At 71.4% G+C, this 24,280-nt stretch carries 14 protein-coding genes; 5 read left to right on the forward strand and 9 right to left on the reverse strand.

Going from position 1 to position 24,280, the window contains the following annotated elements; genetic code table 11:
- Positions 1 to 385: 385 nt before the first annotated feature.
- Both glmS and CP984_RS26105 read right to left on the reverse strand, forming a co-directional pair.
- Positions 386 to 2,215, reverse strand: coding sequence for a glutamine--fructose-6-phosphate transaminase (isomerizing) (gene glmS / locus CP984_RS26100; protein ID WP_003983276.1), 1,830 nt, complete (start codon positions 2,213 to 2,215; stop codon positions 386 to 388).
- Positions 2,216 to 2,286: 71 nt separating this feature from the next.
- The gene (locus CP984_RS26105; protein ID WP_003983277.1) at positions 2,287 to 2,562 is read right to left on the reverse strand and encodes a hypothetical protein; all 276 of its coding nucleotides are present in this window, start codon (positions 2,560 to 2,562) and stop codon (positions 2,287 to 2,289) included.
- 200 nt (positions 2,563 to 2,762) lie between these two features.
- Here CP984_RS26105 and CP984_RS26110 point away from each other — a divergent pair, with 200 nt between their 5' ends.
- The gene (locus CP984_RS26110) at positions 2,763 to 4,376 is read left to right on the forward strand and encodes a beta-N-acetylhexosaminidase (RefSeq protein WP_032921198.1); all 1,614 of its coding nucleotides are present in this window, start codon (positions 2,763 to 2,765) and stop codon (positions 4,374 to 4,376) included.
- Between the two features lie 112 nt (positions 4,377 to 4,488).
- Here the strand turns inward: CP984_RS26110 and CP984_RS26115 are convergent, their stop codons facing one another.
- Genes CP984_RS26115 through CP984_RS26130 form a run of 4 tightly spaced genes read right to left on the reverse strand, consistent with a single transcriptional unit; the run spans position 4,489 to position 10,220 of the window.
- Positions 4,489 to 5,643 (reverse strand): acyl-CoA dehydrogenase family protein, encoded by a 1,155-nt coding sequence (locus tag CP984_RS26115; RefSeq protein ID WP_003983279.1) that lies wholly within the window; start codon positions 5,641 to 5,643, stop codon positions 4,489 to 4,491.
- Between the two features lie 3 nt (positions 5,644 to 5,646).
- On the reverse strand, positions 5,647 to 6,585 hold the full coding sequence (locus CP984_RS26120) for a hydroxymethylglutaryl-CoA lyase (RefSeq protein WP_003983280.1): 939 nt from the start codon (positions 6,583 to 6,585) through the stop codon (positions 5,647 to 5,649).
- Positions 6,582 to 8,564, reverse strand: coding sequence for an ATP-binding protein (locus tag CP984_RS26125; protein ID WP_100246614.1), 1,983 nt, complete (start codon positions 8,562 to 8,564; stop codon positions 6,582 to 6,584). The genes CP984_RS26120 and CP984_RS26125 overlap by 4 nt, the downstream gene beginning before the upstream one ends.
- A 30-nt stretch (positions 8,565 to 8,594) precedes the next feature.
- A complete protein-coding gene (locus tag CP984_RS26130; RefSeq protein WP_030182850.1) occupies positions 8,595 to 10,220 on the reverse strand; it encodes a carboxyl transferase domain-containing protein in 1,626 nt (541 codons plus the stop codon).
- Positions 10,221 to 10,391: 171 nt separating this feature from the next.
- Between CP984_RS26130 and CP984_RS26135 the strand changes: the two genes are divergently transcribed.
- The 3 genes from CP984_RS26135 (at position 10,392) to CP984_RS26145 (ending at position 13,376) form a co-directional block, all read left to right on the forward strand.
- Positions 10,392 to 11,120: an SACE_7040 family transcriptional regulator gene (locus tag CP984_RS26135; RefSeq protein WP_003983283.1), complete on the forward strand. Its 729-nt coding sequence runs from the start codon at positions 10,392 to 10,394 to the stop codon at positions 11,118 to 11,120.
- 80 nt (positions 11,121 to 11,200) lie between these two features.
- The gene (locus CP984_RS26140; protein ID WP_003983284.1) at positions 11,201 to 12,409 is read left to right on the forward strand and encodes an acyl-CoA dehydrogenase family protein; all 1,209 of its coding nucleotides are present in this window, start codon (positions 11,201 to 11,203) and stop codon (positions 12,407 to 12,409) included.
- An 82-nt stretch (positions 12,410 to 12,491) separates the two neighbouring features.
- A complete protein-coding gene (locus CP984_RS26145) occupies positions 12,492 to 13,376 on the forward strand; it encodes an acyl-CoA thioesterase (protein WP_003983285.1) in 885 nt (294 codons plus the stop codon).
- A gap of 79 nt (positions 13,377 to 13,455) precedes the next feature.
- Here the strand turns inward: CP984_RS26145 and CP984_RS26150 are convergent, their stop codons facing one another.
- Positions 13,456 to 14,250 carry a phosphatase gene (locus CP984_RS26150; RefSeq protein ID WP_003983286.1) on the reverse strand — a complete coding sequence of 265 codons (795 nt, stop codon included), beginning with the start codon at positions 14,248 to 14,250 and terminating at the stop codon, positions 13,456 to 13,458.
- A gap of 112 nt (positions 14,251 to 14,362) precedes the next feature.
- Between CP984_RS26150 and speB the strand changes: the two genes are divergently transcribed.
- Complete coding sequence (gene speB / locus CP984_RS26155) at positions 14,363 to 15,349, forward strand: agmatinase (protein ID WP_003983287.1); 987 nt, start codon at positions 14,363 to 14,365, stop codon at positions 15,347 to 15,349.
- Between the two features lie 118 nt (positions 15,350 to 15,467).
- On the opposite strand, the gene CP984_RS26160 is transcribed toward speB, so the two are convergent.
- Both CP984_RS26160 and CP984_RS42660 read right to left on the reverse strand, forming a co-directional pair.
- Entirely contained in the window at positions 15,468 to 17,696 is a 2,229-nt protein-coding gene (locus tag CP984_RS26160; RefSeq protein ID WP_129820902.1) for an SUKH-4 family immunity protein, read from the reverse strand.
- A 168-nt stretch (positions 17,697 to 17,864) separates the two neighbouring features.
- Positions 17,865 to 24,098: a toxin glutamine deamidase domain-containing protein gene (locus CP984_RS42660; RefSeq protein ID WP_263407374.1), complete on the reverse strand. Its 6,234-nt coding sequence runs from the start codon at positions 24,096 to 24,098 to the stop codon at positions 17,865 to 17,867.
- Positions 24,099 to 24,280 lie beyond the last annotated feature (182 nt).

The following is a 24,280-nucleotide window of genomic DNA, read 5'->3' on the forward strand; positions in this document are numbered from 1 at the left end:
CAAGTGGGACGCGAACGGAGCGTGAACGGCCGACCGGCCGCCGCGTCACCGGCCGCCCACCGAGAACGCCCGTCAAGAACGTGCTGCCGCCCGGGAGGTGACGGTTCCCGGGAGGGCGGCCACCGCCGGCGTAAGGGCGACGCCGGCAACAGGGGAGGCGGGGCCTCGCGCGTATGGTGGCACGCGCGGGGCACCCGCCTCCCGCCCCTTGTAGGGGCGCGTCGTCCGTCCGGGCGGCCCCCCGTAGGCCGCCCGGCCCTCCGGACGAACGCCCGTGACCGCGGAGGTGGACAGGACCCCCGCGGTCCGTCGGGCGACTGCTCGCCCGAGCGAGCCCCCGCCCCGGGCGACCACCGCCCGGGAGCGACCGCTCGCCGTCGATTGCCTACTCGACCGTGACCGACTTCGCCAGGTTGCGGGGCTTGTCGATGTCCCGGCCCATGGCCAGCGCCACGTGGTAGGCCAGCAGCTGGAGCGGAATGCCCATCAGGATCGGGTCCAGCTCGTTCTCGTTCTTCGGCACGACGATGGTGTGGTCGGCCTTGTCCTGCTTCTGGTGCGCGACGGCCAGGATGCGGCCGCTGCGGGCCTTGATCTCCTCCATCGCGGCGCGGTTCTTCTCCAGCAGGTCGTCGTCCGGGACGATCGCCACGGTCGGCATGGCCGGCTCGATCAGCGCCAGCGGACCGTGCTTGAGCTCGGACGCCGGGTACGCCTCGGCGTGGATGTAGGAGATCTCCTTGAGCTTGAGGGAGGCCTCGCGGGCCACCGGGTAGCCGCGCACCCGGCCGATGAACATCATCGACTTGGCGTCGGCGTACTCGGCCGCCAGCTTCTTGACCTCGTCCTCCAGCTCCAGGATCTCCTGGATCTGGCCGGGCAGCTTGCGCAGGCCCTCGATGATCCGCTTGCCGTCCGCGACGGACAGGTCGCGGATGCGGCCCAGGTGCAGCGCGAGCAGGCCGAAGGCGACCACGGTGTTGGTGAAGCACTTGGTGGAGACCACGCAGACCTCGGGGCCCGCGTGCACGTACACGCCGCCGTGGGTCTCCCGGGCGATCGCCGAGCCGACCACGTTCACCACGCCCAGGACGCGCGCGCCCTTGCGCTTGAGCTCCTGCACGGCGGCCAGCACGTCGTAGGTCTCACCGGACTGGGAGACCGCGATGTAGAGGGTGTCGGGGTCCACGACCGGGTTGCGGTAGCGGAACTCGGAGGCCGGCTCGGCGTCCGAGGGGATACGGGCCAGCTCCTCGATCATCTGCGCGCCGATCTGGCCCGCGTGGTACGAGGTGCCGCAGCCCAGGATCTTGACCCGGCGGATGGCGCGCGCCTCGCGCGGGTCCAGGTTCAGGCCGCCCAGGTGCACGGTGGAGAAGCGGTCGTCGATCCGCCCGCGCAGCACGCGGTCGACGGCGTCGGCCTGCTCGCAGATCTCCTTGTGCATGTACGTGTCGTGGCCGCCCATGTCGTACGACTCGGCCTCCCACTCCACCGTGGTCGGCTGCGCGGAGGTGTGCGAGCCCTCGGTGGTGTAGGTGCGGTAGTCGTCGGCCTTGAGGGTGGCCATCTCGCCGTCGTCGAGGGTGACGACCTGGCGGGTGTGCGAGACCAGCGCTGCGACGTCGGAGGAGACGAACATCTCCTTCTCGCCGATGCCGAGGACGACCGGCGAGCCGTTGCGGGCGACGACGATGCGCTCGGGGAAGTCGGCGTGCAGCACGGCGATGCCGTACGTGCCCTCGATGACCCGCAGGGCCTCGCGGACCTGCTCCTCCAGGGTCGGCGCCTGGGAGCGGCCGATCAGGTGGGCCAGCACCTCGGTGTCGGTCTCGGAGACGAACTCCACGCCGTCCGCGGTGAGCTTGGCGCGCAGCTCGTCGGCGTTGTCGATGATGCCGTTGTGGACGACGGCGACCTTGCCCTCGGTGTCCACGTGCGGGTGGGCGTTCTCGTCGGTCGGCGCGCCGTGGGTGGCCCAGCGGGTGTGCGCGATGCCGGCGGTGCCCGCGAAGCGCTTGGGCAGGCGGGACTCCAGCTCGCGGACGCGGCCCTTGGCCTTGGCGGTCTTCAGGCCGCCGGCGGCCTTGCCGGTGCCCTTGGCGTGGATGGCGATACCGGCGGAGTCGTACCCGCGGTACTCCAGGCGCTGCAGTCCCTCGAGAAGCAGCGGAGCCACGTCCCGCTTACCGATGTAGCCGACGATCCCGCACATGTGGTGACCCCTTCGGTCAGGCAGTTGGACAGGTGGCACGCGATGCGGCACGTGCCGGGTGCTCGGCCGGGTCAGCCGTAGACGAGGCGGCGCAGCTGGCGCGCCGAGAGGGTGGGCGGGCACACCGCGCGGTGCGGCAGCTCCTGCCCGATCCGTTCGAAGATCGCGTCGTTGCGCAGTCCCTGCGACTGCAGCTCCCGGTGGCGCCTTCGGACGTAGTCCTCGGTCGTCTCGTCGAAGTACGCGAGGACGTCGAGGACCACCCGGGCAGCCTCGCCGCGCTGTAGCGGCGTGCTGCGCACCAGGTGGTCGATGAGGTCCTCATGGGGCGAACGGCGATCGAGCACCCGATGAATACTGATGGGTCGCCCCGGCCAATGCAAGAAATCTGCCCGATATCGGGCAAGCGACACGCCGGATGACGCCAGACGTGGTCCACACCTTGACCATCACAAGGGTCAGCGGTACTCAATGTTGACGTTCGGTTGCTCCATGCCACGTACGACCACGCACGGCCATGCACGACGAGCCCACCGAAGGGAACCTCGTGAGACGACGCAGACTGTTCTGCTCGCTGCTGCTGGTCGCGGCGGCCGGCCTGTCCACGGCCGGGGCGCGGCCCACGGACGGCCATGACCGCCAGGCCGGCCGCCACGCCAAGCCCATAGCCCTCGACCAGGTCATCCCGGCGCCCGCCTCCGTCCGGCCCGGCAAGGACCCCTACACGCTCGGCGACCGGACGCAGATCCGGGTGCCCGGCGCGTCGGGCGAGGTCCGGCGGGTGGCCGGCTACCTGGCGGACGTGCTGCGGCCGTCCACCGGCTACCCCCTGCCCGTCACCGGCAAGGACGGCCGGGACGGCATCGTGCTGCGGCTCGGCGGCAAGGACACCGGGAAGCTGGGCGCCGAGGGCTACCGCCTCACCTCCACCCGGCACGCCGTGACGATCACCGCGGCCCGGCCCGCCGGGCTCTTCCACGGCGTACAGACGCTGCGCCAGCTGCTGCCGCCGTCCGTCGAGAAGCGCAGCGCGCAGCACCGCCCCTGGAAGGTCGCGGGCGGCACCATCACCGACACCCCGCGCTACGGCTACCGCGGCGGGATGATCGATGTCGGCCGGCACTTCTTCACGGTCGAGCAGCTGAAGCGTTACATCGATCAGCTTGCGCTGTACAAGTACAACAAGCTGCATCTGCACCTCACCGACGACCAGGGCTGGCGCCTGCAGATCAACTCCTGGCCGCGGCTCGCCACCTACGGCGGCAGCACCCAGGTCGGCGGCGGCCCCGGCGGCTACTACACCAAGGCCCAGTACCGCGAGATCCTGCGGTACGCCGCCAGTCGCTACATGGAGGTCATCCCCGAGATCGACACTCCGGGGCACACCCAGGCCGCGCTCGCCTCGTATGCCAAGCTCAACTGCAACAACGTCGCGCCTCCGATCTACACCGGCGTCGAGGTCGGCTTCAGCTCGCTGTGCGTGCCCAAGAAGGTGACGTACGAGTTCCTGGACGACGTCTTCCGCGAGACCGCGGCGCTGACGCCGGGCCCGTACCTGCACATCGGCGGCGACGAGGCGTACTCCACCAGCCACGCCGACTACGTGACCTTCATGAACAAGGTCCAGCCGCTGGTGACCAAGTACAAGAAGAAGGTCATAGGGTGGCACCAGATGACCGCCGTGACCCCGGCCAAGGGCGCCGCGGTGCAGTACTGGGGCTACGACAAGACCCCCGCCAAGGAGCGGGAGCAGGTCGCGGCGGCGGCCCGCGAGGGCGCCGGGCTGATCCTGTCGCCCGCCGACCGCTCCTACCTCGACATGAAGTACACCAAGGACACCAAGCTGGGTAAGGCGTGGGCCGGGTACGTCGAGGTCCAGCGCTCCTACGACTGGGACCCCGGGACGTACCTCAAGGGCGCGCCGCAGAAGTCGATCATGGGTGTCGAGGCGCCGATCTGGACGGAGACCCTCTCCACCGATCAGCACCTGGACTACATGACCTTCCCGCGGATGCCCGGCATCGCCGAGCTGGGCTGGTCACCGCGGTCCACCCACGACTGGGACACCTACAAGTACCGGCTGGCCGCCCAGGCGCCCCGCTGGGAGGCCATGGGCTTCGACTACTACAGGTCCCCGCAGGTGCCGTGGGGAAAGAAGTGAGCTGACGGTGCCGTGACAGCAGGGCGGGCCCGGATTCCCGGGCCCGCCCTGTGCCGTACGTGAAGGCCGTACACGTACGGGGATGCCGTACGCGACCGCCGGACGCGGGCGCCTACACCCCCAGCTCCCGCGCGATCAGCAGCCGCTGCACCTCGCTCGTCCCCTCGCCGATCTCCAGGATCTTGGAGTCGCGCCACATACGGGCGACCGGGTACTCGTTCATGAAGCCGTAGCCGCCGTGGATCTGGGTGGCCTCGCGGGCGTTGTCCACCGCGATCTCGGAGGAGTACAGCTTCGCGAGCGCCGCCTCCTTCTTGAACGGCTCGCCGTGCACCAGGCGGGAGGCTGCGTCGCGCCAGGCCAGCCGGGAGGTGTGCGCCCGCATCTCCATGTCGGCCAGCTTGAACTGGATCGCCTGGTTGTGGCCGATCGGCCGCCCGAAGGCGTGCCGCTCCTTGGCGTAGCGGACGGACTCGTCCACACAGCCCTGCGCGAGGCCGGTGGCCAGCGCCGCGATGGCGATCCGGCCCTCGTCCAGGATGCGCAGGAACTGGGCGTAGCCGCGGCCTTCCGTGCCGACCAGGTTGGCCACCGGGACCCGTACGTCGGAGAAGGACAGCTCACGGGTGTCCGAGGCGTTCCAGCCGACCTTGGAGTACGGGGCGGCGACGGTGAAGCCCGGGGTGCCGGACGGCACGATGATCGAGGAGATCAGCGGGCTGCCGTCGTCCTTGCGGCCGGTGACGGCGGTGACCGTGACCAGGCCGGTGATGTCGGTGCCGGAGTTGGTGATGAAGCACTTGCTGCCGTTGATCACCCACTCGTCGCCGTCCCGTACCGCCGTGGTGCGGGTGGCGCCCGCGTCCGAGCCGCCGTCCGGCTCGGTCAGGCCGAAGGCGCCCAGCACCTCGCCCGTACACATCCGGGGCAGCCACTCGCGCTTCTGCTCCTCGGTGCCGAAGTGGTAGATCGGCATGGCGCCGAGCGAAACGGCCGCCTCCAGGGTGATCGCCACGGACGAGTCGACCCGGGCCAGCTCCTCCAGGGCGATGCCGAGGGCGAGGTAGTCGCCGCCCATGCCGCCGTACTCCTCGGGGAACGGCAGGCCGAACAGGCCCATGCGGCCCATCTCCCGCACGATCTCGTACGGGAACTCGTGCTGCTCGTAGAACTCGCCGATCTTGGGGGCGACGACGTCATGGGCGAACGCCTCGACCGTGCGCCGCAGCTCTTCGAGTTCGGGGGACAGGCGGTGGTCCAGGGACATCGTTCACTCCTTGTGGGAGAGGGCACGGACGGTGCGGGACGGGCTCGGTCGGCCCAGCTGTTCGGCCATCCACACGCTGGTGGCGGTGAGCCGGCCCAGGTCGACCCCGGTCTCGATGCCGAGGCCGTGCAGCATCCACACCAGGTCTTCGGTGGCGAGGTTGCCGGTGGCGCTCTTGGCGTACGGGCAGCCGCCGAGGCCGCCCGCCGACGCGTCGACGGTGGTGACGCCGTGCTGGAGCGCGGCGAGGGTGTTGGCCAGCGCCTGGCCGTAGGTGTCGTGGAAGTGCACGCCGAGGCGGTCGGTGGGCACGCCCGCCTCGTTCAGCGCGGCGAGCAGCGCCTGGACGTGGCCGGGGGTGGCGACGCCGATGGTGTCGCCGAGGCTCAGCTCGTCGCAGCCCATGTCGAGCAGCGCGCGGCAGACCCGGACGACCTGCGCGACGGGCACCGGGCCCTCCCACGGGTCGCCGAAGCACATGGAGAGATAGCCGCGGACGTGCGCCTTCTCCTCCTTGGCGCGGGCGACCACCGGCGTGAACATGGCGAGCGATTCCTCGACCGTACGGTTCAGGTTGGCCTTGGCGAACGACTCGGTGGCGCTGCCGAAGACCGCGATACGGCGGGCGCCGAGGGCCAGCGCGCGGTCCAGACCGCGGTCGTTGGGCACGAGGACGGGCAGGTGCGCGTCGAGATCCGCCAGCATCGGGTAGAGCCGCTCGGCGTCGGCGAGCTGCGGCACCCACTTGGGGTGCACGAAGCTGGTCGCCTCGATGGTGCCCAGCCCGGCGTCGGCGAGGCGGCGGACGAACTCGGCCTTGACCTCGGTGGGCACCACGGCCGACTCGTTCTGGAGGCCGTCGCGGGCGCCGACCTCATGAATACGGACGCGGGCCGGCAGATGGGGCGCCGGAACGGTCATGGGCAGTCCGGATACGGTCATGCCGTTGCCTCCTCGGTCGGTGCGGCCGCCTGCGAGCCGGAGGCGTGCGGATCGACGACGGCGAGCACCTGGTCCATGGCGACGGTGCTGCCGGGGGACACGCCGAGCTCGCTGACCGTGCCGGCGTGCGGCGCGGAGATGACGTGTTCCATCTTCATGGCCTCGACGACCAGCAGCCCCTGTCCGGCGGCCACTTCGTCGCCGACGGCCACCTTCACGACGGTGACGGTGCCGGGCATCGGCGCGGTCAGCGCGTCCATCCCGTGCGCCCCGGCGGCGCCGCGCAGCGTGTCCGCGACCGGGTCGTGGTCGGTGACATGCCAGGCGTCCCCGTCCCGGCCGAGCCAGTCGCCGGCCCGGCGGAAGGTGTGCACGACGCCGTCCACGGTGACGCGGACCGAGTCGGCCGTGACGTGCCCGGTGCCGCTGACCCGCACCGGTTCGTGCCCCGCGACCTTGACCCAGTGCGCCGCGGGCACCGTACGGCCGCCGATCCGCCAGCCGTCCGGTACGGAGAACGGGTCCACCCAGCCGCCGTCCGCCACCGGCTCCAGCGCCGCGTTCCGTACGGCGGCGGCGGCCGCGTACACCTCGGCGGGTACCTCGGCAGGCACCAGCGCGTCCATCTCGCGCTCGACCAGCCCGGTGTCCAGCTCGCCCGCCGCGACGGCCGGGTGGGCCAGCAGCCGCCGCAGGAAGCCGGTGTTGGTCGGGACGCCGAGCACGACCGTCTCGGCGAGCGCGGCGCGCAGCTTGCGCAGCGCGGTCGCGCGGTCCGGGCCGTACGCGATCACCTTCGAGAGCATCGGGTCGTACAGGCTGCCGACCTCGGTGCCCTCGGACAGGCCGGAGTCCGTGCGCACCCCGTCGCCGTGCGGCTCGGCGAGCGCCAGGACCGTACCGCCGGAGGGCAGGAAGCCGCGCGCGCCCTCCCGGACCGACACCGTCTCGGCGCAGATCCGGGCCTCGACGGCGTGCCCGGTCAGCCGGACGCCGTCCTGCCCGAACGCCAGCGGCTCTCCGGCCGCGATCCGCAGCTGCCACTCGACCAGGTCGAGGCCGGTGACGTACTCGGTGACCGGGTGCTCGACCTGGAGGCGGGTGTTCATCTCCATGAAGTAGTACGAGGCGGGGTCGTCGCCCGGCACGATGAACTCGACCGTGCCCGCGCCCCGGTAGCCGCACGAGCGCGCGGCCTGGACTGCGGCCTCGCCCATCGCGGCCCGCGTCGCCTCGTCCAGCAGGACGGACGGCGCCTCCTCGATCACCTTCTGGTGGCGGCGCTGGAGCGAGCACTCGCGCTCGCCGAGGTGGACGACGTTGCCGTGCGCGTCCGCGAGCACCTGGATCTCGATGTGCCGGGGGCGGTCCACCCAGCGTTCGACCAGCAGCGTGTCGTCGCCGAAGGAGCCGCGCGCCTCGCGCCGCGCGGCGGCGATCTCGTCGGCGAGCAGCGCCTCGTCACGCACCAGGCGCATGCCCTTGCCGCCACCGCCCGCGGACGGCTTCAGCAGCACCGGCATGCCGATCTCGCGTGCCGCCTCGGCCAGTTGGGCGTCGGTCAGACCGCTCCCGGAAGAGCCGGGAACGACCGGGACTCCGGCCGCCCGCACCGTCTCCTTGGCGCGGATCTTGTCGCCCATCAACTCGATGGCCTCGGCGGACGGCCCGATGAAGACCAGCCCGGCGTCGGCGCAGGCCGCCGCGAACGCGGTGTTCTCGGCGAGGAAGCCGTAACCCGGGTGCACGGCCTGCGCGCCGCTGCGCCGCGCGGCCTCGATGAGACGCCCGGCGTCCAGGTAGCTCTCGGCGGCGGGCGGCGGGCCGATCCGTACGGCCGTGTCGGCCTCGCGGACGTGCCGGGCGTCGGCGTCCGCGTCACTGAAGACGGCGACCGAGCGGACACCCAGCGCGCGCAGCGTCCGGATGACGCGGACCGCGATCTCGCCGCGGTTGGCGACCAGGACGGTGTCGAACATGGTCATACGTTCCTTCATTTCCCGCACCCCTCACATCCGGAAGACGCCGTAGCCCGGCTCGCCCAGCGGCGCGTTGCCGCAGGCGGTCAGCGCCAGGCCCAGCACCCGGCGGGTGTCCAGCGGGTCGATGACCCCGTCGTCCCACAGGCGCGCGGTGGCGTAGTAGGCGTTGCCCTGCGTCTCGTACTGCTCGCGCACCGGCGCCTTGAAGGCGGCCTCCTCCTCGGCGCTCCACTCCTCGCCCCGCGCCTCCAACTGGTCGCGCTTGACGGTCGCGAGGACGGAAGCGGCCTGCTCGCCGCCCATCACCGAGATCTTGGCGTTCGGCCACATCCACAGGAAGCGCGGCGAATACGCCCGGCCGCACATCGAGTAGTTGCCCGCGCCGTACGAGCCGCCGATGACGACGGTCAGCTTGGGAACCCGCGTGCACGCCACCGCCGTGACCATCTTCGCGCCGTGCTTGGCGATGCCGCCGGCCTCGTAATCGCGGCCCACCATGAAGCCGGAGATGTTCTGGAGGAACACCAGCGGGATGCCGCGCTGGTCGCACAGCTCGATGAAGTGGGCGCCCTTCTGGGCGGACTCGGAGAACAGGATGCCGTTGTTGGCGACGATGCCGACCGGGTGGCCGTGGATGTGCGCGAAGCCGGTGACCAGCGTCGTGCCGTACTCGGCCTTGAACTCCGCGAAGCGGGAGCCGTCCACGACGCGCGCGATGACTTCCCGTACGTCATAGGGCGTACGGGAGTCGACGGGCACCACGCCGTACAGCCCGGACGGATCGTGCTTGGGCTCCTCGGCGGGCCGCGCCGTCCAGGGCAGCGGGCCGCGGTCGCCGAGCGTGGAGACGATCGTGCGCACGATGCGCAGCGCGTGCGCGTCGTCCTCGGCGAGGTGGTCGGTGACCCCGGACGTACGGGAATGCACCTCGCCGCCGCCCAGCTCCTCGGCCGTGACGACCTCGCCGGTGGCGGCCTTCACCAGCGGCGGGCCGCCCAGGAAGATCGTGCCCTGGTTCCGCACGATCACGGCCTCGTCGCTCATCGCCGGGACGTACGCGCCGCCCGCCGTGCAGGAGCCGAGGACCGCGGCGATCTGCGGGATGCCCGCGCCGGACATCCGCGCCTGGTTGTAGAAGATCCGCCCGAAGTGCTCGCGGTCGGGGAAGACCTCGTCCTGCATCGGCAGGAAGGCGCCGCCCGAGTCGACCAGGTAGAGGCACGGCAGGCGGTTCTCCAGGGCGATCTCCTGGGCGCGCAGGTGCTTCTTGACCGTCATCGGGTAGTACGTGCCGCCCTTGACCGTGGCGTCGTTGGCGACGATCACCGTTTCGCGGCCGGAGACCCGGCCGACGCCCGCGATCACGCCCGCGGCCGGCGCGGCACCGCCGTACATGCCCTCCGCCGCCAGCGGCGCGACCTCCAGGAACGGCGAGCCGGGGTCCAGCAGCGCGTCCACCCGGTCGCGGGGCAGCAGCTTGCCGCGCGCCGTGTGCCGGGCGCGGGCCTTCTCGCCGCCGCCGAGGCGGGCCGCGGCGAGCCGGGCCCGCAGATCGTCGGCCAGCTCCTGATGGGCGGCCTCGTTGGCGCGCCAGGCGTCCGAGGCCGGGTCGGCCGTGCTGTCGAGCACCGGTGCCTGCTGCGTCGGGTCCATCAGCACCGGACCTCCGTCTCCGTCGGCTCCATCGCCACCGGCTGCATCGCTAGCGCCTTTCTCGTCCGACTGCCGCGCGTCCCGGGGATCGCCCGGCGGCGCGGTTAATGGGCGTTAACTTCATTTCTCCCAGGTTAACGACCACTAACCCGCCTGTCTACAATTAGTTGTATGAGCAGCACACACGCCCCGGCAGCCACCAGCCGACGCGAGCAGATCCTCAAGGAGGCCGCCCGGCTCTTCGCCGAGCGCGGGTTCCACGGTGTCGGCGTGGACGAGATCGGGGCAGCCGTCGGGATCTCCGGCCCCGGCCTGTACCGCCATTTCGCGGGCAAGGACGCGATGCTCGCCGAACTGCTCGTCGGCATCAGTGAACGGCTGCTGGACGGCGGCCGCATCCGGGCCGCGTCCGGCGGGGACACCCCCGCCGCCGTGCTGGACGCGCTGATCGACGGGCACATCGACTTCGCGCTCGACGACCGGCCGCTGATCACCGTCCACGACCGCGAACTGGACCGGCTGCGCGAGGCCGACCGCAAGCGGGTGCGCCGCCTCCAGCGCGAGTACGTGGAACTGTGGGTGCAGGTGGTGCGCGAGGTGTACCCGGCGAGCGCCGAGGCGGACGCCCGCGCCTCCGTGCACGCCGTCTTCGGCCTGCTCAACTCGACCCCGCACCTCAGCCGCCCCGGCGCGCTCCCGGGCCGTACGGAGATGTCGGCGCTGCTGCACCGGCTGGCGCGCGGGGCGTTCGCGGCGCTGGCGGGGGACGGGGGCGCGGCGCGCGACGCGGGCGCTGCGAGCGGTGTGGGTGCCATGGGCGACGCGCGCGCCACAGGCGGTGCGCGGCATGGCGCGGCGGCCCTCTCCGCCCCCTCGGACACCTCTGGACAGCCTCACTGACCGGCGGGTAGCTTTCGGCTGAGCAAGCGCTTAGTCGACGGGTCGGCCGAGGCCGGCCGGCGGACCTGAGGAGGCGGCGGATGCGTCGTACGGTGTTCAACGAGGATCACGAGGCGTTCCGGGAAACCATCCGCGCCTTCATCGCCGCCGAGGTCGTCCCCGTCTACGACGAGTGGATGCAGGCCGGCCAGGCCCCCCGCGACTTCTACAAGAAACTCGGCGAACTGGGCGTCTTCGGCATCGAGGTCCCCGAGGAGTACGGCGGCGCCGGCGAGACCAGCTTCAAGTTCAACGCCGTCATCACCGAGGAGTGCGCGCGGGCCGGCGTCAGCTTCGGCGGCTCCGGCGTCCACACGGCGCTGTGCCTCCCGTACTTCCTCAAGTACGCGACCGAGGAGCAGAAGCGGCGCTGGCTGCCGCCCTTCGTCTCCGGCGACATGATGACCGCCATCGCCATGACCGAGCCCGGCACCGGCTCCGACCTGGCCGGCATGAAGACCACCGCCAAGCTCTCCGAGGACGGCACCCACTACGTCCTCAACGGCGCCAAGACCTTCATCACCGGCGGCGTCCTCGCCGACCGCGTGATCGTCTGCGCCCGTACGGCCCCGCCCACCCGTCGCCCGGCCACCACCCCTGATGGACTGCGCTCCGCGCAGGAAGCCCCTCGGGAGGACCGCCGCGGCGGCATCACCCTCCTCGTCGTGGACACCACCTCCGAGGGCTACGCCGTCGGCCGCAAGCTCGACAAGCTCGGCCTGAAGACCTCCGACACCGCCGAACTCTCCTTCACCGACGTCAAGGTGACCGTCGAGGACCGTCTCGGCGAAGAGGGCAAGGCGTTCTCCTACCTCGGCCAGAACCTCCCGCAGGAACGTCTCGGCATCGCCGTCAGCGCCTACGCCCAGGCTGCCGCCGCGGTCCGCTTCGCCACCGAATACGTCCAGGAGCGCGAGGTCTTCGGCAAGTCCGTCGCCTCCTTCCAGAACACCAAGTTCGTCCTCGCCGACTGCAAGGCCGAGGTCGACGCCATGCAGGCCGTCGTCGACCGCGCCCTCGACGCCCACGACGCGGGCGAACTCACCCCCGCCGACGCCGCCTCCGCCAAACTCTTCACCACCGAACGGGCCGCCGTCGTCATCGACAAGTGCCTCCAGCTGCACGGCGGCTACGGCTACATGCAGGAGTACCCCATCTCCCGCCTGTACGCCGACACCCGCGTCACCCGCATCTACGGCGGCACCAGCGAGGTCATGCGGTCCATCATCGCCAAGTCCATGGGGCTGTGAAGCTCCGCGCCCCCTGCTGCGCCCCGCTGCCGCGCCGGCGTCCGGCCCCGCGCGCCGCAGCCCGAACGAAAGCCGTACGCGCGTGAACGACGCCCTTCTCGCCCTGCTCGAACAGCTCGACCTGGAGCGCATCGAGCAGGACATCTTCCGCGGCACCAGCCGCCCGTCCGTCGTGCCCCGGGTCTTCGGCGGCCAGGTCGCGGCCCAGGCCCTGGTCGCCGCCGGGCGCACCGTCCCCGAGGACCGCCCGCCGCACTCCCTGCACGCGTACTTCCTGCGCCCCGGCGACCCCGGCGCGCCCATCGTCTACACCGTCGACCGCATTCGCGACGGCCGCTCCTTCACCACCCGCCGCGTCGTCGCCGTCCAGCACGGCCAGCCGATCTTCCACCTCTCCGCCTCCTTCCAGGTGTACGAGGAGGGGATGGAGCACCAGGAGCCGATGCCGTACGCACCGGATCCGCTCACCCTGCCCACCGCCGCCGAAATGCTGCCCCGCTACGCCGACCGCTTCCGCGAACCGGGCGTCGCCCAGCGCCTCCTGGAGGCACGCGCCGCCGTGGACCTGCGCTACGTGGACGCGCCCCCGTTCGGCAGCGTCGGCGAGCCGCGCGACCCCCGCTCCCAGGTCTGGTTCCGTACGAACGGCAAGCTGGACGGCGCCATCGACCAGCCGCTGCTGCACATCTGCCTGGTCACCTACGTCTCCGACATGACCCTGCTGGACTCCGTACTGCTCGCCCACGGGCGCGGCGGCTGGGCGGTCGGCGACGTGGTCGGCGCGAGCCTGGACCACGCCATGTGGTTCCACCGCCCGTTCCGCGCCGACGACTGGCTGCTGTACGACCAGGAGTCACCGACGGCCCAGGGCGGGCGGGGGCTGGGGAAGGGGCGCATCTTCACGGCGGATGGGCAGTTGGTGGCGTCGGTGATTCAGGAGGGGGTTATTCGGGTGCCGCGGGGGTGAGGTGGTTCCCTGAGAACGAGGTTCCCTGAGAACGAGGGGGCGGCGGCGTGGGTGCGTCCCGAAGGCCGCCGCTTTCGCCTCAGCCCAGCAACCCCGCCGCATCCAGCAGATACGCCGTCAGCGGGTCGTAGTACCGCGGGCTGAGCACATGATCGTCCAGCGGAATCGTCGCCTGCAGCGTGCCCTCCGCCTCGCCGAGGAACAGCGCCGGGTCGTTGCAGTCCGCGAACCCGATCGCGTCCAGCCCGCGCTGACCCGCGCACCCGGCCCAGCCGTGATCGGCCATGACCAGGTCCGGCAGCGCCTGGCCCGCCCGCTCCAGCCCGTCCAGTACGGCGGTCATCGGCGCGGGGGAGTGGGTGTGCCACAGCGTCGCGCCGCGCTCCAGCATCGCCACGTCGGCGAACTGGAACACCACACCCTCGTCCGCCTGCAACCCGTCCGGTACGACGACGATGTCGCAGCCCCGCGCGCGCAGCGCCTCGGCGGTGGCCCGGTGCACGTCCAGCAGCCCGCCCGGATGGCCGGTCGCGAACAGCACCCGCTCCCGCCCGGCGGCGGCCTTGCGCAGCCGGGCGGCCGCGCGCTCCAGAGCGTCCACCGTCAGCTCGGGGTCGATGGTGTCCTGGCCCATCCGGTGGCGGGTGTCGTCGATGACGCCGCATCGTTCCGCCATCACCGCGAGCACGTCCTGCTCATCGGTCCAGCGGTCCCCGAGCTCCAGCCCGAGCCAGTAGTGGCGGTCCCCGTTGGCCAGCTTGCGGTAGTGATCGAGGTTGTTCTCGCGCGGCGTGGCGACCTCACCGGCGATCCGGGTTCGTACGAGATGGTCGACGAGTTCGGTGCGGCTGGGAGCAGGCGGCAGTATCGGCATGAGGTCATTGTCCCTTGAAGCACCCGCCGATGGACGTGATGTCCATCGACCGGCGGCACATCACCACAAATGTCCATGGGCACGCCGGGCCCCGCTCCCTACCCTCGGCCTCATGACCACCGCATCCGCCGCCTCCGGCGCCTCCCAGGAACCCGTCGGCCCCGTCGACTCCTCCCGCGTCCCCCGCTACGCGGGCCCGGCGACCTTCGCCCGCCTGCCCCGCCTCGACCAGGTGGGCACGGCCGACGTCGCGGTGGTCGGCGTCCCCTTCGACACCGGCGTCTCCTACCGCCCCGGCGCCCGCTTCGGCGGCAACGCCATCCGTGAGGCGTCCCGCCTGCTGCGCCCGTACAACCCGGCCCAGGACGCGTCCCCCTTCGCCCTCGCCCAGGTCGCGGACGCCGGCGACATCGCCGCCAACCCCTTCAACATCAACGAGGCCGTCGAGACCATCGAGGCCGCCGCTGACGACCTCCTGGACACCGGCGCCCGCCTGATGACCCTCGGCGGCGACCACACCATCGCGCTGCCCCTGCTGCGCTCCATGGCCAAGAAGCACGGCCCGGTCGCCCTGCTCCACTTCGACGCCCACCTGGACACCTGGGACACCTACTTCGGCGCCGAGTACACCCACGGCACCCCGTTCCGCCGCGCCGTCGAGGAAGGCATCCTCGACACCTCCGCCCTCTCCCACGTCGGCACCCGCGGCCCCCTCTACGGCAAGAAGGACCTCGACGACGACGAGAAGATGGGCTTCGGCATCGTCACCTCCGCCGACGTCATGCGCCGCGGCGTCGACGAGATCGCCGACCAGCTCCGCCAGCGCATCGGCGACCGCCCCCTGTACATCTCCATCGACATCGACGTCCTCGACCCCGCCCACGCCCCCGGCACCGGCACCCCCGAAGCAGGCGGCCTCACCTCCCGAGAACTCCTCGAAATCCTCCGCGGCCTCTCCACCTGCAACCTCATCTCCGCCGACCTGGTAGAGGTGGCCCCCGCCTACGACCACGCCGAGATCACCTCGGTCGCCGCCTCCCACACCGCATACGAACTGACGACGATCATGTCGCGGCAGATTGCGGCGGGGCGGGGCTGAACTGCCCGAGCGGTGGTTGCCCGGCGTGCCGGGCAACCACCGTTGCGCATCGCAGGGGCCCCGTGCCGCACCTGGACGACCGGCCGGAATACGGCAGGAAAGTACGGCGGATGACGGGTCACAGCATGTCGGAGTCGTCCCACTGCCCCGACAGCACAGCGGCCCAGTGGGGGTGGGAAGCGGCGTCCGGGTCGAGCTCCTGTGCCCATGCACGCAGACTGCGCTTCGCGTCCAGCTCCTCCGCCCACACCGTGAAGCCGCTCTCGGCCCGCAGCCTGGACAGGGCGAGCAGTGTGCACAGTTGTTGCAGACCGCTGCTGAGGAGATGGTCCTCGACCGCGCCTTCGCTGTGTGCCAAATGAATCCGTCCGGACGAACCGTCCAGCAACAGCCCCGCACCTGCCCACGTCCCCAAGTGGAAGAACGGCCCTGGGCCGACAGCCCGAGCGGCAAGGGGGTTGTCGGTGGCCTCGGTGAGTGAGTTCGGCGGGACGAACGAGACGTACGGGAGAGCGCCGTCGAAGTCGGGCAGGCCCACCTCGGTCAGGAAACGCACGGTGCCAGGGTGCGTGATTCCCTCCGGAAGGTCGGCACGGGCGACGACACGGCACGCTCCTCGCCCGAACGCGGACTCGTACCACCGCTGCGGCTGCAGGTCGCCCGCGCGCAACTCGACCGGCATCGGCCACGTCGCCGCTCGGCCGTGGGCGTGAAGCAGCGGAAGCGAGCGCCAGCGAGGCGCTGACGTCACCCGCGCCGGGTCCGGGACGCTGAGGGCGTAGACGCCGCCGTGGCCGCCGTAGACCAGCGTTCCGTCGGTCGCCACGGCCAGACACGACGAGGAGGAAGGAGCTCGCGGAGCGGGGCGGCTGTCCAGTTCGTCCGGCACCTCGACCGGTTCGAAAACGCGGCCTGCCGCGTGCTCGACGTCACCTTCGTCGTCGTAGTACAGCGCGACCTGGACGGCTTCCTCAAGCGGTGTGCCGTCGTCGAGCCTCCACAGGCGTTCCAGGACCCACTCGTCCGCATCCGCGCCCGCGTCACCGTCGAAGTCGTCCTCGTCGAGCTCCAACTGGCCGGCGACGACGTCCATACCGTGCGCGACGCCCACGACGGCCTCGTCGGCCCGCGCGGCGTCGTGTTCCGCTGAAGGACCGAACAGGGCGTACGGGCGCCAGTGCGACCAGCGGGTGAGCCACGGCAGGTCGCCGGCCGACTGCGCCAGCCGGGCGGCCATGTCGGTGGCCCCGCGGTTCACCAAGGCCCAGTGCAGCCAGGACACCCACTCCTCGTGGGTGTCCGGTTCGACGCCGGCTTCCTCCAGATAGTGCACATCGAGCGCGGGATGCCCTTGCGGGATACCGTCGGGAAAGCTGAGGGCCAATCCGGTGAGCAGGGCGAGCCGGTCGGCATTCGCGAGGAATCCGGGCTCGCGTGCCAGCTCGGGCAAAGTCCCGGCAGCCGCGCAGTGCACAGGCAGCGTGTCGGCGGCATAGCGTGCGACGGAGTCGTGCCCGCGCCAGGGGACAGCCGCTCCGGGAAGACGGAGCGAACGGTCCAGGAGAGCATCGGCGATACGGGGCAGTTCCGCCGGGCTCAGCGGGCGATGGCCACGGAGAAGATGACGTATGCCGTCCGTGGCGAAGGCGACGTGCGTGGCGTCAGCTGTTTCCCCGGCGGCTTCGTCCGGACCTCTGCCCGGAATTTCGCCCGTTCCCCCGGCGTGGTCGGGCTGCGCTGTACCTGGCGTCGCCGTGAGGAGCCCGGGGAGGGCGTTCACCGCGGCGCGCAAGTCCGCGGGGTCGCCCGGCAGGTCAAGGGCCGTGCACAACACGGACCAGACGGTGAGCGGTGTGCTGCGGGTTTCGGCTGCGGCCAGAGCCCGCAACTGCGGGAAACGGCTGAGGGCGTCGTCAAGATCGTGGCCCGCGGACGCGCCGGGATCCGGCGCTTCGAACGCCGGAAGATCCTCGCTTTCCAGAACCGATGCCAGCGGAACGCGTTCCTGCGGATGGTCGGTCTCGACGAGTACGGCGACCGGGCAGCCGGCGCTGCGCAGCAGGGGAACGATGACGTGCCGCAGCACCCGCTCCGGTTCCGTCGATGTCGCCGTGACACCGGCCCACTGGACGTTGCCGAACCCGACGACCGCCCTCTCCTGGCCGTGCGTCCGCTGCCGGAAGGCATCACCCAGCGGGGCGTTGCGGGTCCGTATGAAGCGTTCGTCGAAACCCCAGGAAGTGATCAGCTCAGTGGCCACGGCGTCCGCGGTGCGGCCCCGGCAGTCGACGTAGTGGGTGACAACCGGGAACTCGCCCTGGCCGGCCATCGCCGTCGCGTCAGCCACACACGAGGTCTTGCCGGCACCGACCGGACCGGCGACAGGGAGCGTCAGGTGGCGCCGGTCCGGTGTCCGAAGCCACTCCGACAGCCGGGTGGTAACAGCTTCACGGGACACGGCGCTCGACTCCATTCGTTCAGTCGGTCCTTCGCGGGAACGCTACTACGCCGTCGACTATTCGTGCACCTTGATCCAGATGCGGAGAAGTTCACCGCGTACCCGATCCATGTCGTCCTTCCAGCCCTGTTTCACCGCATCCTGGGCCTCCTTCGTTGTTTCACCGACGGCGAATGGGCCGTAGCGATAGTTGGTGCCATATGAAACTTCAAGCTCGCTCTTCTTTTCCGGGTCGACCAGGAGCCCCTGCTTCTTCATCTCGCCATGTGGCACACGAGGGGCTCCCGCCGGGCGGTCGAGATTCTCACTGAGGTAATGAGCGCAGGCCGCACCGCCCAGATCGCCGGAGTTACCGCAGGGCTCGAATTCGGTGAACATCGCGGTGCGCCGGAATGTCTTGGGATCCAGCTGCCGCAGCCCCTCGCCGGCGGCGGGTTCCGAGTGATCCGGATTCGGCACGCCTTCCCCGGCCGGCACGGAGGAGCCGACGATGAAATGCACCCGCTCCGTATCCCCGACGGTTTCCGTCACCTCGAAAACCGCGTAGTTCCGGCCGGAGAAGTCCGGAAGAGCCGCCGGGTCGCCCTGCTTCGACTCCAGCAGATTCTTGATGCGTGTGCGTTCGGCCCTCAGGTCTTTCCGGTACTGCCTGGCACTCTGCGGCGTCATTTCGTCCGGCACGGGGACGTTCTGCTGAGCCACGTATTCGATCGCTCGCCCGCGAGCGTCGCTCAGATTACCCTCGGACGGCTTGTGGTCCCGGTGATGCTGCAGGCCCTCCGGGTTGATGTCATGTCCGTCGATCCGGGTGTGCTGCGCATGGTAGTTGTAACTCAAGCGAGCAAGGCAGGAGACCGTCGCCAGCCTGTCGTCCCTCCCGAGTTTCGTGTACCTGTCGCCCAGCAGATGTTCCAGATCGGCCTCGTCCACCCGGCCCTTTTCGCGAAGGTGGTCCATCACCGCACCCAGCGGCGAATCACCATGCGCGTCCCGGTCCGCCCAGTGGTTCAGGTTGCCCAGAACCGTGTCCCAGTTCACCTGCCGGACCACGTGGGTCTTACGGAACCGCTGTTGCGCCTCATCGCCCAGCATGCCCTGCGCGGTGTGATCCGGCCCCTGCTCCTGTCCGTACCCCGGCGTGCCCTCCGCGGCCTGGTGGTCCAGTGGTTGCTGGAGCGCGTTACGCGTCTCCGCTGCGGTGCGCTTCTTGGGTTTCTTGGGAGCCGGATTCTCCTGGCCGCCACCCGGCTGTTCCGGCGGCGACTTCCCCGCCGGCTCGGCGGCCGGCCTCCGGGCGCCACCGGCGTCCGCCTGAGGCGGGTGGCCCTTCTCGGCGACCGGCCGGCGGTCCCGGCCGAGAGGAACCGCGTGCACGCCGTGATCGCCGCTGTGCAGAGGCTGATCGCTGCGGCGTCCGGTCTGGGAGTCGACGTAGGTGATCTTGCCCTGGTGGTTGACGGCGTTCCAGGCGTGGGCGCGGCCGTGGCGGTCCTGGGTGATGATGACCGCCTGCGAGCCGTGACCGGCCTGGCGAAGGGTGTTCTCCAGGCGGTTGAAGGCGTCGCGGCCGTTGCCGTAGTCGTTGAAGCGTGCGCCGAGGGTGTTCTCGATGCGGTCGCGGCCGTTGCGCTCGCCGCGGTCGGAAGGAGTGCCGTCCGAATTGAGGTCAGGGGTGCGGTGCGCCGCGGCGGTGGGATTGCCGGAGTACGTGTCGGCCGTGGCGAGCGCGGCGTCCACGCAGTTGTTGTTGCGGCCCGGGGCGTCGGACCCGGGTTCGTTGATCCGGTTGACCCAGTCGCCGTTGTTCGGGTCCGGGTGGTGCTCCGGATTGCCGTTCTCGTCCCGGGGGATCGCGTCTGCGACCCGCTGCTGGTGCTCGTCGGAGGGGCCGTCGAGCCCGCCGGGGCGTTCGCGGTTGCGGGTTTCGGAGGTGGGGGTCGGGGGGTGGTCGTGGTCGGGAGTGTCGTTGCCGTGGGGGGCGTCGTGTGAACCGGGGACGTCGTGTGGGTGGGGAGCGGTGTCGCTCTGGTTCGGGGCGTCGGCCCGGGTGTCGGGGTGGTTCTGGTTGTTTTCGCCGTGCTCCTCGTGCCCGGGGCCGTCGGGGGAGGGGGCGCCCGGGTACTGGTGCGGTGGCTGCTGCTGGCTGTACGGGTTGGGCTGGTGCTGCGGAGCAGGCTGGTGGTGGGGCTGGGCGTACGGGGCCTGCTGTTGGTACGGGTTGGGCTGGTGCGGCTGTGCGTAGGGAGCTTGCTGCTGGTACGGGCCGGGCTGGTGGGGCTGCTGGTAGGGGCTCGGTTGGTGGGATTGCTGGTAAGGGTTCGGTTGAGGCTGGGCGTAGGGGTTCTGTTGCTGGTACGGGTTGTGCGGCTGCGGCTGCGGCTGCGGCTGCGGCTGCGGGTGGTGCTGGTGCTGGGGCTGGTGCTGCGGGTGTTGCTGGTTTTGGGGGTGGGGCTGTGGTTGGGGCTGGGTGTGGGGGTGTTGTTGCTGGGGGGTTTGGGTTTGGGCCTTGGTGGGGTCGTATGGGTTGCGGTTGGCGTCGAGGGTGAGGTGCCAGACGCCGTCTGCGGCGGTGTTGATGGGCTGCTGGCTGATTTCGCCGGTCTGGCTGTCGACCCAGATGACGCGGCCGTTGTGGTTGACGGCGTTGAAGACGTGGGCGCCGCCGCCTGAGCCGTCGGGGTTCTTGGGCCAGGTGACGAGGACCGCGGCGGCTGCGCCGTGGCCGGCCTGGCGCAGTTCGTCGGCGATGTTGGAGTAGGCGTCGTGGGAGTTCGGGCCGGAGTTGCGGAACTGGGTGCCCGCCCACTGCTCGATGTTGCGGGTCCCGTCACGCTCGCCAGAGGCGCGGTCGATGCCGCCCTTGCCGTCCGGATCGTACGTACGGACCGCGGACACCTGCGGGTTGCCGTACCAGGACTCGATGAAGGAACGGGTGCAGTCGGCGCAGTTGTTGGAGCGGCCGAGCACGGTGGGGCCGCCGTCGTTCTGGTACTGCGCCCAGGACTGGAACGGGTCGTTGAACGCCCGCGGGGTGCCGTCGGGGTTGCGCGGAAAAACGTTCAGCAGCGCTTGCTGGTCGTGCGGGTACGGCGAGTACAGACCGCTCGGCTCGTGGTTCAGGCTCGCGCGGACGTGCTGGATGCTCGGGCGGTTGGGGTTCTGGGGGACGGGGGGTTGGTGTGGGGGCTGGTGGGGAGCGGGGGGCTGGTTGGGGGCGTGCTGAGGGGGCTGCTGGTGTGGCTGTTGTTGGTTCTGGTGGGGGAGGGGGTGGGGTTGGGGGGACTGGTGGGGCGGTTGCTGTTGAGGGTGCGGTTGGAGGTGGGGGTGGGGCTGTGCGGTTTGGGGGGAGTGTTGGGGTGTGGGGGTGGTGGAGTGGTTCTGGAAGGTTGGCTGGTTGGGGTTGGGGTGGCTCTGGTGGGGCTGAGGCTGGTGGTGGGGAGTGGGCTGGTGGGGCTGCTGCTGGGGTGCCGGCTGTTGGTACGGGTTTGGCTGGGTCTGTGGAACGTGTTGCTGGTACGGGTTGGGCTGGGTTTGAGGCGCGTGTTGCTGGTACGGGTTGGGCTGGGTCTGAGGGGTGGGCTGCTGGGCGTATGGATTCTGCTGCTGGTGCGGTTGCTGCTGCGGGGGGTGCTGGGGGTGGGGCTGCTGATGCGGAGGCTGCGGTTGGGGAGCCTGCTGCTGGTGCGGAGTGGGCTGGTGGGGGTGGGGGGTGTTGGCGGGTGGGGAGCTGGGGGAATGCGGGTTCGGGTTCGGGTGGGTTGGGGACTGGGTGGGGGTGTTGGTGTCGTTGGGGCGGGCGGGGCCGTCGAGGCGGGGGTTGTGCGGCGGGCGTTCGGGGCGGGGCTGCTGGGTGTGGTCCTGGATTGCCTGGGTGCCGTCGGGGCGGCGGGTGTCGGCGGGCGGCGTGGCCGGCGTGTCGCGGCGCGGGCCGTCCAGGCGCGGGTTATAGGCCGGGCGCTCGGGGTCGCGCTGCTGGGTGACGTCGCGGATCGCCTGGGAGCCGTCGGGGCGGCGGTTGGTGCCGGTGGAGGGTGCGGCGTTGGTGGGGCGGTTGGGGTTGGAGGGGGTGCTGCCGCGTGGGGGTGCGGTGGTCGGGCCGGGGGTGGTGGCGTGCGGGGGCATGGCCGGGGTACCCATGGCCGGGCCTGCGGACTGGGGGGTGTTCTGTTGCGGCTGCTGCGGGGTGGTGGGGGTGCCGGCGTTGGGGTCTGTGCTGTGCTGGGTGGGCGGGGGCGCGGTCATGGTGGCGGCCGACTGGGTGGATACGGAGGTGTCGCTCTCGTCCACCGTCGGCATGGGGTCGCCCGGGGCCGGGTCGCGCTGCTGGATCGGCTGGCTGGTGGCCGGCGAGTGCTGAACGGGGGCGCCCTGTGAGGGCACGCCCACGTGCGGAACGGACGGGCGGCCGCCGCCACCGCTGCTGGGGCTGTCGGAGCTGCTGTTGTTGTTGCTGTCGCTGGTGTTGCTGGGCGGGTTGCCTGCCACGGGGTCCACGGACGGTGAGTGCTGCTGGGGAGCGGCGGAGGCGTCGGGGGACGGGCCGGGGGCGGGCTGGGGGCTGGCGTGGTCCGGTGTGGGGCGGGCCGCATCCGGGGTGGTGTCGGGCGCCGGCTGGGTACTGACCGGCTCGGGGCTGGGGCCGGGCGTCGGGTGGGTGCTGGCCGCCTCGGGAGCGGGGCGCGCGTGGTCCGGGGTGGTGTCCGGGGCGGGCTGGGTGGAGATGTTGTTGGGGTTGTGGTCGGGGTTGGGGCGGGCTGTGTCGGGGGTGTGGTCGGGGGCCGGCTGCGTGGTGACGTTGTTGGGGTTGTGGTCGGGGTTGGGGCGGGCGGCGTCGGGGGTGGTGTCCGGGGCGGGCTGGGTGGTGATGTTGTCCGGCGTGGTGTGGTGCTCGGCGGGCGGGGTGGTGTGGGAGCCGGACGTTCCGGTGTCCGAGTTGTGGGGTCCGGCGTCGGTGCTGTGAGACGTGGCGTCGGTGCCGTGGGGTCCGGCGTCGGTGCCGCTGTAGGGGTTGTGGTCGTTGCCGCCCTGGAAACCGGCGTCGAAGGGGGAGCGCTGGTCCGGGGGCGGCAGGGGCTCCGCGCGGGGGACGTCGCGGTTGCCGTCCGGGCTGGGGGTGGAGCGGTCGGAGGCGGCGGGGGACGGGTGGCCGGAGCCGGTGTCCGTACCGCCGTCCGGACGCGTGCCGGTGCCGGTGTCGCCCGCGCGGGGGGTGTGGGAGCCGCCGCCCGCGCCCGTACCCGTGTGAGAGCCGGAACCGGAGCCGCTGCCGGCACCAGACCCAGAACCCGAGCCAGAGCCGGCCCCGTGCCCGCCGGTGCCGGAGCCGCCCGCGTCGGATCCGCCACCGGAGTGCGACCCGCTGCCCGTACCGGCGCCCGCCCCCGTACCGCTGCCCGAACCCGAGCCGCTGCCACCGTCCCCGCTGCCCGAGCCGGATCCCGAACCGCTGCCCGAGCGGCTGCCGCCGCCGGAGCCACCCCCGTCTCCCGAACCGCCGCCGTCCCCGGACCCCCCGCCGTCGCCGCCCGTCCCGCCTCCGCCGCCGTGATCGCCGTGTCCGGCCGCGGTGTCCAGGCCGTGGCGGGCGCGGTGGCCGGCGCGGTGGCCGGCGCCGTCGCGCAGGGATTCGCCGAGGGTTTCGCCGGTGTTCTTCAGGGCGTCCTTGCCGGCCTCGACGCCCTTTTGGGTGGTGCGGCCCAGGTCGTAGCCGTTTTGGGCGCCGAAGTTCTGGTTGACGGTCTGGGCGATCAGGTCGGAGGCCATGGCCTCCAGCGCGGAGATCACCGGTTCCTTGGCCGCCTCCATGATGGCGTCCAGCAGCTGCTTGGCGACCTCCTTGAGGATGCGGCGCACGATTTCGCGGGTGGCGAGCGTGCCGGCCGCCGCGCCGATCTCGGACAGGCCCAGGGTGAAGGGGGCGGCGGCCTGGGCGGCGATGATTTCGGCGGCCAGGATCGCCAGCTGCGTGATCACGGCGATCTTCATGCCGATGACCAGGGCGGCCGCGGCCTCCAGGGTGAAGGCGATGACCTCGGCGGCCTGGCGGGCGTCGTCGAAGTAGCCGGAGCCGTCGCCGAACTTCTCCCACGTCTTGCTGAAGCCGTCGATGGCGTCGCCGGTGTTGGCGGCGAGCACGTTGCCCGCCGCGCTGTTGCCGCGCGATTGGTGGCCGGCGACCTCGTTGGCGAACTGGCGCCAGACCTGGGCGCATTGGATCAGCTTGTCCTCGTCGGCATGCGGCCAGTTGAAGCCGAGCATGTCCAGGACCCACTCCAGCGGATCCGGCAGCATGAGAGACACGACGAAACTCCCCCGTGAACGTGCGTGAACAGCCCGCCGGTGACCGGCGGGAGCGGTGGCGGTGGTGAGGCGGACGGCGGCGAGCCGGGCGAGGCCGTGGGCGGTGGCGGCCGGTTGCCTGCGGGCGGCAGGCAACCCTGCGGCCGACGCCGCCCACCGCCTCCCGGGCCTTC

The organism is Streptomyces rimosus (genome assembly GCF_008704655.1).
Classification (GTDB): domain Bacteria; phylum Actinomycetota; class Actinomycetes; order Streptomycetales; family Streptomycetaceae; genus Streptomyces; species Streptomyces rimosus.

Coding starts and splice junctions, on each gene's coding strand:
- glmS (WP_003983276.1), bottom strand. CDS start 2,215: ATGTGCGGGATCGTCGGCTACATCGGTAAGCGGGACGTGGCTCCGCTG.
- CP984_RS42660 (WP_263407374.1), bottom strand. CDS start 24,098: ATGCTGCCGGATCCGCTGGAGTGGGTCCTGGACATGCTCGGCTTCAAC.
- CP984_RS26130 (WP_030182850.1), bottom strand. CDS start 10,220: ATGGACCCGACGCAGCAGGCACCGGTGCTCGACAGCACGGCCGACCCG.
- CP984_RS26125 (WP_100246614.1), bottom strand. CDS start 8,564: ATGTTCGACACCGTCCTGGTCGCCAACCGCGGCGAGATCGCGGTCCGC.
- speB (WP_003983287.1), top strand. CDS start 14,363: ATGACCACCGCATCCGCCGCCTCCGGCGCCTCCCAGGAACCCGTCGGC.
- CP984_RS26135 (WP_003983283.1), top strand. CDS start 10,392: ATGAGCAGCACACACGCCCCGGCAGCCACCAGCCGACGCGAGCAGATC.
- CP984_RS26120 (WP_003983280.1), bottom strand. CDS start 6,585: ATGACCGTATCCGGACTGCCCATGACCGTTCCGGCGCCCCATCTGCCG.
- CP984_RS26150 (WP_003983286.1), bottom strand. CDS start 14,250: ATGCCGATACTGCCGCCTGCTCCCAGCCGCACCGAACTCGTCGACCAT.
- CP984_RS26115 (WP_003983279.1), bottom strand. CDS start 5,643: ATGTCCCTGGACCACCGCCTGTCCCCCGAACTCGAAGAGCTGCGGCGC.
- CP984_RS26140 (WP_003983284.1), top strand. CDS start 11,201: ATGCGTCGTACGGTGTTCAACGAGGATCACGAGGCGTTCCGGGAAACC.